Source organism: Roseivivax sp. THAF30 (assembly GCF_009363575.1).
Classification (GTDB): Bacteria; Pseudomonadota; Alphaproteobacteria; order Rhodobacterales; family Rhodobacteraceae; genus Roseivivax; species Roseivivax halotolerans.
The window spans coordinates 2150573-2160620 of sequence record NZ_CP045389.1 but is presented as its reverse complement, the minus strand read 5'-3'; the positions used below and the strand labels follow the sequence as shown (position 1 = coordinate 2160620).

General features: G+C 64.7%; 11 protein-coding genes. 5 read left to right on the top strand and 6 right to left on the bottom strand.

Translation table 11 applies throughout. The features are described 5' to 3' along the window. The first annotated feature begins 52 nt into the window (after positions 1 to 52). Together FIU91_RS10500 and FIU91_RS10495 are read left to right on the top strand one after the other, a co-directional pair. Positions 53 to 1519 carry a leucyl aminopeptidase gene (locus FIU91_RS10500; RefSeq protein ID WP_152462408.1) on the top strand — a complete coding sequence of 489 codons (1467 nt, stop codon included), beginning with the start codon at positions 53 to 55 and terminating at the stop codon, positions 1517 to 1519. 5 nt (positions 1520 to 1524) lie between these two features. Then, the gene (locus FIU91_RS10495; protein WP_152462407.1) at positions 1525 to 1983 is read left to right on the top strand and encodes a DNA polymerase III subunit chi; all 459 of its coding nucleotides are present in this window, start codon (positions 1525 to 1527) and stop codon (positions 1981 to 1983) included. Between the two features lie 68 nt (positions 1984 to 2051). Here the strand turns inward: FIU91_RS10495 and FIU91_RS10490 are convergent, their stop codons facing one another. Genes FIU91_RS10490 through FIU91_RS10480 form a run of 3 tightly spaced genes read right to left on the bottom strand, consistent with a single transcriptional unit; the run spans position 2052 to position 5205 of the window. Continuing rightward, positions 2052 to 2633, bottom strand: coding sequence for a TIGR02281 family clan AA aspartic protease (locus FIU91_RS10490; RefSeq protein WP_152462406.1), 582 nt, complete (start codon positions 2631 to 2633; stop codon positions 2052 to 2054). Between the two features lie 37 nt (positions 2634 to 2670). Further along, complete coding sequence (locus tag FIU91_RS10485; protein WP_093009801.1) at positions 2671 to 3303, bottom strand: MarC family protein; 633 nt, start codon at positions 3301 to 3303, stop codon at positions 2671 to 2673. A gap of 45 nt (positions 3304 to 3348) precedes the next feature. Beyond that, the gene (locus FIU91_RS10480; protein ID WP_152462405.1) at positions 3349 to 5205 is read right to left on the bottom strand and encodes an ABC-F family ATP-binding cassette domain-containing protein; all 1857 of its coding nucleotides are present in this window, start codon (positions 5203 to 5205) and stop codon (positions 3349 to 3351) included. Between the two features lie 148 nt (positions 5206 to 5353). Here FIU91_RS10480 and ndk point away from each other — a divergent pair, with 148 nt between their 5' ends. Continuing rightward, complete coding sequence (ndk, locus tag FIU91_RS10475; protein ID WP_093009799.1) at positions 5354 to 5776, top strand: nucleoside-diphosphate kinase; 423 nt, start codon at positions 5354 to 5356, stop codon at positions 5774 to 5776. Positions 5777 to 5853: 77 nt separating this feature from the next. Here ndk and FIU91_RS10470 read toward each other — a convergent pair whose 3' ends face one another. From FIU91_RS10470 to FIU91_RS10460, 3 genes are all read right to left on the bottom strand, one after another. Continuing rightward, complete coding sequence (locus tag FIU91_RS10470; RefSeq protein WP_152462404.1) at positions 5854 to 6231, bottom strand: DUF4112 domain-containing protein; 378 nt, start codon at positions 6229 to 6231, stop codon at positions 5854 to 5856. Beyond that, positions 6228 to 6401: a YqaE/Pmp3 family membrane protein gene (locus FIU91_RS10465; protein WP_152462403.1), complete on the bottom strand. Its 174-nt coding sequence runs from the start codon at positions 6399 to 6401 to the stop codon at positions 6228 to 6230. Before FIU91_RS10465 ends, FIU91_RS10470 begins: the two co-directional genes overlap by 4 nt. A 63-nt stretch (positions 6402 to 6464) precedes the next feature. Next, complete coding sequence (locus FIU91_RS10460; protein ID WP_152462402.1) at positions 6465 to 6809, bottom strand: TfoX/Sxy family protein; 345 nt, start codon at positions 6807 to 6809, stop codon at positions 6465 to 6467. A 231-nt stretch (positions 6810 to 7040) separates the two neighbouring features. Between FIU91_RS10460 and cysS the strand changes: the two genes are divergently transcribed. Both cysS and cimA read left to right on the top strand, forming a co-directional pair. Then, positions 7041 to 8402 (top strand): cysteine--tRNA ligase, encoded by a 1362-nt coding sequence (cysS, locus tag FIU91_RS10455; protein WP_152462401.1) that lies wholly within the window; start codon positions 7041 to 7043, stop codon positions 8400 to 8402. Next, positions 8399 to 10039, top strand: coding sequence for a citramalate synthase (gene cimA / locus FIU91_RS10450; protein WP_152462400.1), 1641 nt, complete (start codon positions 8399 to 8401; stop codon positions 10037 to 10039). The genes cysS and cimA overlap by 4 nt, the downstream gene beginning before the upstream one ends. The last annotated feature ends 9 nt before the right edge of the window (positions 10040 to 10048 follow it).

Genomic DNA, 10048 nt, shown 5'->3' with positions numbered 1-10048 from the left:
GTCGGGCCCCGCTCGCTACCTCTGGGCGAAAGCTGAAAGACAGGAGCCGAGCATGACCGATCTGCGCGCGATCACCGTACGCGATACCGACCTTGAGGCACTGAAGGAGGCGGAGGGGCGCATCGCGGTTTTCGTGACCCCCGAGGGCAAGATGAGCCAGGGCGCGCGGCGTCTCAATCGCCTGACCAAGGGAGCGATCGCGCGGGCCGTCGAGAGCGCGGCGTTCGAAAAGGTCAAGGTGTCGGGCCTGATGACGCTTGCCTGGCCGGCGGGCCTCACGGCCGAGGCCGTCGACATCGTCAAGCTGGCCCGCAAGCCCACCATCGAGGAAGCGCGCAAGGCAGGCGCTGGGCTTGCCAAGGCGGGCCGGACCGCGATGCTCCTTCTGGCGGAAGGCACCGCCCGTGCGGAAGACGTCGCGCTTGGCGTGGCGTTACGCTCCTATGCCTTCACCGACCACAAATCCGACAAAGGCGACGCGTTCGGCGACGTGACCGTGATGGTCTCCAAACCGGATGAGGTGCGCCCGCGCCTCGAGACCGCGCGCGCCGTGGCCGAGGGCGTCGTCTTCACCCGCGATCTGGTCTCCGAGCCCGCCAACGTGCTGACGACAACGGAATTCGCCGCGCGGCTCGAGGCGCTGCGCGATCTCGGGCTCGAGGTGGAGGTCATCGAGGAAGATCGCATGCACGAGCTTGGCATGGGCGCATATCTGTCCGTGAGCCAGGGCTCCGAAAGCCCCGCCAAGCTCGTTGTCATGCGCTGGAAAGGCGGCGCCGAGGGTGACGCCCCGCTCGCCCTCGTCGGCAAGGGCGTGGTCTTTGATACGGGCGGCATTTCCCTCAAGCCGGCCGCGGGCATGGAAGAGATGACGATGGACATGGGCGGCGCCGGTGTCGTCGCGGGCGTGATGAAGGCGCTCGCGCTACGGAAGGCCAAGGCGAATGTCACAGGGCTCGTCGGAATTGTCGAGAACATGCCCGACGGTCGCGCATCGCGCCCCGGTGACATCGTGAAGTCGATGAAGGGCGACACGATAGAGATCATCAATACCGATGCGGAAGGCCGGCTCGTGCTGGCGGATGTGCTCTGGTACGCGCAGGAGCACGAAAACCCCGCGGCGATGGTGGATCTCGCCACGCTGACCGGGGCCTGCATCATCGCGCTCGGCCATGAGAACGCGGCATATTTCTCGACCGACGATGCGTTCGGCGCGGATTTCGCGAAGGCAGCGAAGACGGAAGGAGAGGGTGTCTGGCCGCTACCCTTCGGCGCAGGGTATGCCAAGCAGATCGAGACGCCCCTTGCGGATATCAAGAATACCGGCGGGCGGCCCGCAGGCACGATCACCGCGGCGGAGTTCCTCAAGGTGTTCGTCAAGGACGAAATGCCCTGGATCCATATCGATATCGCGGGCGTCGCGCGCGTGTCGTCCGAGACGACGCTGGCACCGAAAGGTGCCACCGGTTGGGGCGTGATGGCGCTCAACCGGCTTGTCGCGGACCGCTACGAGAGCTGAGAGCGTTGGGCGCGGCCTATTTCTATCACCTGACCCGGCGACCGCTGGAGGAGACCTTGCCGATGCTGATCGGCAAGGCGCGTCAGGCGGGCTGGCGCGTGGCCGTGCGCGGCCGGGACAGCGCACGCCTGGACTGGCTCGATCAGAAATTGTGGCTGGGCCCCGAGGATGGGTTTCTGCCGCATGGGCGGGCAGGGGGCGCACATGATGCGCGCCAGCCCGTTCTTCTCACGACCGGGCAGCAGGCGGCGAACGATCCGGCCTGCGTGATGACGATCGACGGTGCGGAGGTGTCGGCGGAGGAAGTTGCCGCGCTGGAGCGGACGTGTGTCCTTTTCGACGGTAACGATCCCGCGGCGGTGCAGACGGCACGGGTGCAGTGGAAAGCGCTCACTGACAAGGGCTGTGCGGCGCAGTACTGGTCCGAGGAATCGGGCCGCTGGGAAAAGAAGGCCGAGCGGTAGAATGCCGAGAATTTTAACTATTATTATTTCTGGAATCCACATTCTTAATTAAGAATGTGGATCTAGACCTACCTTTCGAGCACCAACTCATCACCGGCAATCTCGATCCGGCCGAAGCGCTGAAGGTAGCTCATGCCCAATAACGACTGGTTAAGCGCCCCCTCGTTCACATAAGCCCGAACGCCGCGATCCTCGAATGGGCCCAATGCCACGCGGTCCAGCGTCACCGGCGCCGTACGTACCGTGCCATTCGCGGTCTCCGCACTCTGCGTGAATTGCAGATCGGCCGCCTCCAGGCCCACGCGTTCCGCATCGCGCTGGCTCAGAACCGTGCCGGTCGCTCCGGTATCCACGAGGAAGGACACCGGCACGCCATTCACGTCGAGCCGAGCGTGGTAATGGCCGTCCGCCTGCCGTGGCAGGACGATCCGCCCGCTCTCGGACATGACCTGCTGTTGAGGCGCGACCGTGCCGCGAATGTCGTCCCAAAGGCCCACCACGGCGATGACGCCCAGGAAAATGAAAACCCAGGCCGCGAGCGCCTTCACTTTCTGGCCGAGATTCGCGCGGTCCTGCACGAAAAACCAGAAGACGAGCACCGCGCCGAGAAGCGCCAGATAGGCGAATTGTCCGTAATCCATCGAGTCCATGAGGCTGAGATAGGCGTTCGCCCGGCTTGCGAAAAGATCAGACCGGCGGTGTTCCGAACCCGAAGGCCAGCAAACCGTCCGCGACGAATTGGACGGAGAGCGCGGCAAGGAGCAGGCCAAGAAGCCGCGTCACCACGGTGATGCCGATCTTGCCGAGCGCCCGCTCGATCACGCCCGACAACAACAGCAGAACAAGCGCGATGGCAAGAACCCCGAACATCACGCCAAGCACCGTGACGAGCTCGGTCGTATCGCCCGCCCGGCTGACCAGCAGAATGACCGAGGTGATCGCGCCGGGACCGGCCAGCAGCGGGATCGCCATCGGGAAGACCGAGGGATCGGGCACATCGTCCTCGGCTTCCTCGGCGGTAGCGTCGCGGCGTTTGGTGCGGCGTTCGAACAGCATGTCGAGGGCGGTCAGGAACAGCAGCAGCCCGCCCGCGATGCGGAAGGCGGGCATGGTGATGCCGACAAAGCTCAGAACAGCCTCGCCCGCGAAGGCGAAGAGACACAAGATCGACGCGGCGATCAGGCAGGATCGAATGGCGACCGCGCGGCGAGTCTTCCGGCTCATACCGCGCGTGACGGCGATGAAGACGGGGGTCGTTCCGATCGGGTCGATGACGACGAACAGCGTCGTGAAGGCTGAGAGGGCGAGCGCGAGATCCATGCTCGCCGCATAAGCCTGCAACGCCTGTCAGGCAAGGCCGCGCCGTCAGACGTTTTGCGCGCTGTCGAGCTTTTCCTGTGCCGCGACCCACAGCGCTTCGGCGCGGCTCAAGCCATCCATCACCTCGGCGTATTTGCGATTCCACGTCGCGAGTTCGCCCGCGCGGGCACTCTCGTAGAGATCGGGATCGGCGAGTTTCGCGGCGAGTTTCTCGCGCATCTCCTCGATCTTCTCGACGCGCGCCTCGCATTTTCGCACTTCGGAGCGGAGCGCCAGGATCTCGTCGCGCGAAGGTTTGGCAGCCACGGGCTTTGCCTTGGCCGCCGTCTTCTCGGCCGGCTTGTCCTGCCCAAGAAGCATCTTGCGATAGCTCTCGAGATCGCCGTCATAAGGTTTCACGGTGCCGCCTCCGACGAGCCAGAGCCGATCCGCGACCAGACCCAGGAGGTGCATGTCGTGGCTCACGAGGATCACTGCGCCGGTATAAGCGTTGAGCGCCTCGATCAGCGCTTCACGGCTCTCGATGTCGAGGTGGTTCGTCGGCTCGTCGAGGATCAGCATATGCGGTGCATCGAGCGTCGCCAGCAAGAGAGAAAGCCGTGCTTTCTGCCCGCCTGACAGCCGTCCGACCTCGGTGTCGGCCTGCGCCGCCTGCAGACCGAAGCCCGCGAGGCGCGCGCGCAGCTTGGCCGGGGCCTCGGCGGGTCTCTCGCGCGCCAGATGCGCCAGCGGCGTCTCATCGAGGTGCAGCTCGTCGACCTGATGCTGCGCGAAATAGCCGACCCGCAGCTTCGAGGCGCGGGTCATCTTGCCGCTGAAAAGCGGCAGGCGATCCGACAGAAGTTTCGACAGGGTCGATTTGCCTTCGCCGTTCCGCCCCAGAAGCGCGATCCGGTCGTCCTGGTCGATCCTGAGATCGAGCCGGGACAGGATCGTCGTCTCGCCATAGCCGGTCGAGCCGCCTTCCATGTTGATGATCGGCGGGGAAAGCTCCTCGGGCTCGGGGAAGGAAAAGACGCGCCGCTCGGCATCCTCGGGAAGGCTGATCGATTCCATTTTCTCGATCATCTTGATGCGCGACTGCGCCTGCCGCGCCTTGTCGGCCTTGTAGCGGAAACGGTCCACGTAGGATTGCAGATGCGCGCGCCGCGCCTCCTGCTTTTTCGCGGCAGCGGCAAGATGCGCGCGTTTCTCGGCGCGCTGGCGCGCGAACTGGTCATAGGGCCCCTGGTAGAAGGTGAGCGTCTTCTCTGACAGATGCAGGATGCTCCCGACCGCGCGGTTCAAGAGCCCCCGGTCGTGGCTGATGATGATGACCGTGTGCGGATAGCGCGCAAGGTAGCTTTCGAGCCAGAGCGCGCCCTCGAGGTCTAGATAGTTCGTCGGCTCGTCGAGAAGCAGAAGATCGGGCGCGGAAAACAGAACTCCCGCGAGCGCCACGCGCATCCTCCAGCCGCCCGAGAAAGCCCGGCACGGCATCGCCTGCGCCTCTTCGTCGAAGCCGAGCCCCTTGAGGATCGTCGCGGCCCGCGCCTCGGCGGACCAGGCGTCGATATCGGCAAGGCGCGTCTGCACCTCGGCGATGCGCGTCCCGTCGGTTGCCGTCTCGGCCTCTGCCATCAGCGAGGCGCGTTCGGCATCGGCGGCAAGGACGGTCTCGATGAGCGAGGCCTCGCTCGCAGGCGCTTCCTGCGCGACGCCGCCGATCCGGGCACCGCGCGGCAGTTCGATCTCGCCGCCATCGAGCGCGAGTTCGCCGCGGATGAGCCGGAACAGGGTCGTCTTGCCGGTACCGTTCGCACCGACCAGGCCCACCTTGTGCCCGGCGGGGATCGTCGCGGTCGCGCCTTCGAATAGCGGGCGGCCTTCCATCGAGAAGGAGAGGTTCGAGATCGTCAACATGAGCTGCGCTCTAGCAGAGGGGGCGCGGCACCGAAAGACGGCTTCGCGCGAGTGAGGTTTGCAACCACTTCCCTGCATGGTATGCGCAGCGCGACCACAGAATCCCGGAAGGCATGCGGCCCTCCGGACAGAACCAAGAGAGGCCAAGATGGCAACCGAACGCACCCTGTCGATCATCAAACCCGACGCGACCAAGCGGAACCTTACCGGCAAGATCAATGCCAAGTTCGAGGAAGCGGGCCTGCGCATCGTCGCGCAGAAGCGTATCCAGCTTTCCAAGGCGCAGGCCGGTGCCTTCTATGCCGTCCACAAGGAGCGCCCCTTCTACGACGAGCTGTGCGAATTCATGGCCTCCGCGCCGGTCGTGGTGCAGGTGCTCGAAGGCGATAATGCCATCGCGAAGAACCGCGAAGTGATGGGTGCGACCAACCCGGCCGACGCCGATGCCGGCACGATCCGCGCAGAATTCGCAGAGAGCGTCGGTGAAAACTCCGTCCACGGCTCGGACGCGCCCGATACGGCGAAAGAAGAAATCAGCTTCTTCTTCTCGGGTCTCGAGATCGTCGGCTGAACAAGCTTCCGAGGGACAGGAAGTGGGAAAGGGGCGCCTTGCGGGGCGCCCCTTTCTCTTTGTCGTGGCTGCGCCGGTCAGTTGACCGTTTTCATGCCTGCAGGTCCGTGCCGCTCTTCGAGATGGGCGCGCAAAAGCCGTGCATTGCGGGTGTTGGACTTGTAGCCGACGTCGAGGATGTCACCTGCCAGCGGCACAAGCCCGACAAGCCAGTCGACGCCGACATTCGCGCCCATGCGCACGAGTAGGTGCGATGGCGCACCGACACGGTGTGCAGTCGAGATAATGTACGCGGCAGGCGCGACCGCTGCTGTGTCGCCGAGACCCGGGATCAGACCGACGATCGAATCCCAGCCGAACCTGATGCGCGTGCCGGGAAGGCGGAAGGCTCGGTCCATTCGGTTGGCCCAACGTTCCACCTTCTCCAGCGCGCGGAAGTCACTCTCTCGGCTCATACGGAGCGGGGGCCCGTCCGTGCGATGATCCAGACGGCGTGCACGATGCCGGGGATGTAGCCCAGAAGCGTCAAAAGAATATTGATCCAGAAGTGTTTGCCGATGCCCACCTGCAGGAAGACGCCGAGCGGCGGGAGGATGATTGCGAGAATGATGCGGACAAGGTCCATGTCGAACTCCGGATAATGGCTACGTTTGGGATTTAACGTCGCTTGCACAGCGCCAGTTCCGCGCTACCGCTGCGTTCGCGTGGGCCGCACACCGATCCGGTCGAGCGCCTCTGCCAGCGCGTCGGGCAGTCCCGAGCCGCTGCCGCGCCGCTCGGCCTTGAGCCTGTTGAACTCTATCCGAAGCGCCTCTTTCTCCGCCCCTTTGCAATCATTCCAGGGCCGTCCCTGCAGCGCCATAACGAGCACGTAGTATCCGATGAAATGCGGGCGAATCCCGGCCTCGATCATCCGGCCGTAAGCTTCATGCGCCCCGATTGCCCGCAAGGATTCCGCATCATGGATGCCCGCGCGGGCGCAGTCCCGCTCGACGGCGGGGCCGAGATTGCGGATGGAGGAAATGGTGGTCATGGCGCAGCTGCCCTCGCGTGTCGTCCAATGATCTTGCCCCGGCGCAGTGCCCGCGACAATTCCCTTGCCTCACTCCTTCGCGAGCGCTAAGCCCGCCCCATGAACACGGCGCGCATCACCATCATCTGTTGCATTATCCGCTGATCCACCGGCGGGCCGTCTTTCGTTCGACTTCCAAAACGAAGCTGCTAGAGCCCGCCTCCGAGAGGACGCCCGAGGTTTGAGGCTCGCATGGACCTGACATTTCACAACACCAAGACGCGCCGGAAAGAGCGGTTCGAGCCGATCGACCCCGAGAACGTGCGAATGTATGTCTGCGGGCCGACGGTTTACGACCGTGCCCATTTGGGCAATGCGCGCCCCGTCGTGGTGTTCGACGTGCTCTACCGGCTCTTGCGGCATGTCTACGGGGAAGAGCACGTGACCTACGTGCGAAATTTCACCGATGTCGACGACAAGATCAACGCGCGGGCCGCCGCGACCGGCCGCGAGATCGGGGAGATCACCGAAGAGACGATCGGCTGGTTCCTCGAGGATATGGGCGCACTCGGCGCGCTCGAGCCGACCCACGCGCCGCGCGCGACACGCTATATCGGCGAGATGATCGCGATGATCGAGGATCTGATCGCGAAAGGTCATGCCTACGCCGCCGAGGGGCACGTGCTGTTCAAGGTGGAAAGCTACGAGGCTTACGGAAAGCTCTCGGGCCGCAGCATCGACGACATGATCGCGGGCGCGCGGGTCGAGGTGGCGCCCTACAAAGAGAACCCGATGGATTTTGTCCTCTGGAAGCCCGCTGAAGAGGGCACGCCCGGATGGGAGAGCCCTTGGGGTCGGGGCCGGCCAGGCTGGCATATCGAGTGCTCCGCGATGGCCGATGCGCTCCTTGGAAAAAGCTTCGACATTCACGGCGGCGGCAACGATCTGATGTTCCCCCACCACGAGAACGAGATCGCGCAAAGCTCCTGCGCGCATCCCGAGGGCCATTTTGCGAATTTCTGGCTGCACAACGAGATGCTGCAGGTCGAGGGCAAGAAGATGTCCAAGTCCTTGGGCAATTTCTTCACGGTGCGGGATCTGCTCGATCAGGGCGTGCCGGGCGAGGTGATCCGCTTCGTGTTCCTCTCGACGCATTATCGCAAGCCGATGGATTGGACGGCGGAGAAGCGGCGCGAGGCGGAGGCGACGCTTCGGAAGTGGCGTTCGATCGTCGCTGATGTGGAGGCTGACGGCGTGCCTGAGGCGGTCGTGGCCGCGTTGGCCGATGATCTCAATTCGGCTGGAGCGCTCACCGTTTTGCACGGCCTGGCAAACGACAAGAACGCAGCTGCTTTGAAAGCCGGTGCGCAAATGCTTGGATTGCTGTCCGACGAGCTTGGTGGTTGGGACGCAATCGATGCCGACTTATCAGCTCTTGAGACCGCATTGTTCGAAGCGCGCGCCTCTGCGATGCAGAGCAAGGACTTCACCGAGGTCGACCGCCTGAAAGCGATGCTCATCGACGCCGGCCTCGAGGTCCGCATGTCGAAAGAAGGCGTTGAACTCGTGCCCGGCCCGGACTTCGACCCGGCCAAGCTGGAGGCTCTCCAATGACCGAACGCCTCTCCCTCTTCGACACCACGCTCCGCGACGGGCAGCAGACGCAAGGGGTGCAATTCTCCACCCCCGAAAAGCTCAAGATCGCCGCCGCGCTCGACGGGCTGGGGCTCGACTATATCGAAGGCGGCTGGCCCGGTGCGAACCCCACGGACAGCGCCTTCTTCGAGACGGCGCGCACCGAGCGCGCCACCATGACCGCTTTCGGGATGACCAAGCGGGCCGGGCGGTCGGCGGCGAATGACGACGTGCTCGCCGCTGTCCTGAACGCGCGCACGCCCGCCGTCTGCCTTGTCGGCAAGTCGCATCCCTACCATGTCGAGGCCGCGCTCGGGATCACCCGCGAGGAAAACCTCGAGAATATTCGCGCCTCCATCGCCCATTGCGTGGCCGAGGGGCGCGAGGCGCTGTTCGACGCGGAGCATTTCTTCGACGGATATGCCGCCGATCCCGGTTATGCGCGGGCCTGCCTAGAGGCGGCGCTCGAAGGCGGAGCGCGTTGGGTTGTTCTATGCGACACCAATGGCGGCACGCTGCCGGTGCGGATCGGGGAGGTCGTCTCCGATCTCGTCGCGACCGGTCTTCCGGGGGATCGTCTCGGCATCCACACCCACAACGACACCGAGATGGCGGTCGCGGGATCGCTCGCCGCCATTGATGCAGGCGCGCGGCAGATCCAAGGGACGCTCAACGGGCTCGGGGAGCGCTGCGGCAATGCCAATCTCGTCTCGCTTCTGCCGACGCTGCTGTTGAAAGAACCTTATGCCAGCCGTTTCGAGACCGGTGTCACCCGCGAGGCGCTCGCGGGGCTGACGCGGGTGAGCCGGATGCTCGACGACGTGCTGAACCGCGTGCCGATGAAACAGCTTCCTTACGTCGGGGCCTCTGCCTTCGCGCACAAGGCGGGGCTGCATGCATCCGCCGTCGTGAAGGCACCCGACCTTTACGAACACGTCCCGCCCGAAAGCGTCGGCAATGCCCGCGTCGTGCCGATGTCGAACCAGGCGGGGCGGTCGAACCTCAAGCGGCGGTTGGCCGAGGCGGGGATCGCGGTCTCCGAGGACGATCCGGCGCTTGGCCGCATCCTCGAGACGGTCAAGGCGCGCGAGGACGAGGGCTATGCCTATGACACGGCGCAAGCCTCCTTCGAGATGCTGGCGCGCGAAGAGCTGGGCCTCGTGCCGGACTTCTTCGAGGTCAAGCGTTACCGTGTCTCGGTCGAGCGGCGGAAGAACAAGTACAACAAGATGGTCTCGCTTTCGGAGGCCGTGGTCGTCGTGAAGATCGACGGCGAGAAGAAACTTTCGGTCAGCGAGTCGATGGACGAGACCGGCGGCGATCGCGGGCCGGTGAACGCGCTCGCCAAGGCGCTGGCCAAGGATCTGGGCCCGTATCAGGAGATGATCGAGGATATGCGCCTCGTCGACTTCAAGGTGCGGATCACTCAAGGCGGCACCGAGGCCGTGACCCGCGTCATCATCGACAGCGAGGACGGTGCGGGGCGGCGCTGGTCGACCGTGGGCGTCTCGGCCAATATCGTGGACGCCTCGTTTTCGGCGCTGATCGACGCGGTGAACTGGAAGCTCTGCCGCGATGTCGTTGACGCGCCTTCCCAGAGCGCCGTGCGGGCCTAGCTGAGCCCT

Bases quoted from the DNA above. Each gene is read 5' to 3' on its own strand.
- FIU91_RS10470 (WP_152462404.1), bottom strand. From the start codon at position 6,231: ATGAGCCGAGAGAGTGACTTCCGCGCGCTGGAGAAGGTGGAACGTTGG.
- FIU91_RS10500 (WP_152462408.1), top strand. From the start codon at position 53: ATGACCGATCTGCGCGCGATCACCGTACGCGATACCGACCTTGAGGCA.
- FIU91_RS10480 (WP_152462405.1), bottom strand. From the start codon at position 5,205: ATGTTGACGATCTCGAACCTCTCCTTCTCGATGGAAGGCCGCCCGCTA.
- FIU91_RS10460 (WP_152462402.1), bottom strand. From the start codon at position 6,809: ATGACCACCATTTCCTCCATCCGCAATCTCGGCCCCGCCGTCGAGCGG.
- cysS (WP_152462401.1), top strand. From the start codon at position 7,041: ATGGACCTGACATTTCACAACACCAAGACGCGCCGGAAAGAGCGGTTC.
- FIU91_RS10490 (WP_152462406.1), bottom strand. From the start codon at position 2,633: ATGGACTCGATGGATTACGGACAATTCGCCTATCTGGCGCTTCTCGGC.
- cimA (WP_152462400.1), top strand. From the start codon at position 8,399: ATGACCGAACGCCTCTCCCTCTTCGACACCACGCTCCGCGACGGGCAG.
- ndk (WP_093009799.1), top strand. From the start codon at position 5,354: ATGGCAACCGAACGCACCCTGTCGATCATCAAACCCGACGCGACCAAG.
- FIU91_RS10465 (WP_152462403.1), bottom strand. From the start codon at position 6,401: ATGGACCTTGTCCGCATCATTCTCGCAATCATCCTCCCGCCGCTCGGC.
- FIU91_RS10485 (WP_093009801.1), bottom strand. From the start codon at position 3,303: ATGGATCTCGCGCTCGCCCTCTCAGCCTTCACGACGCTGTTCGTCGTC.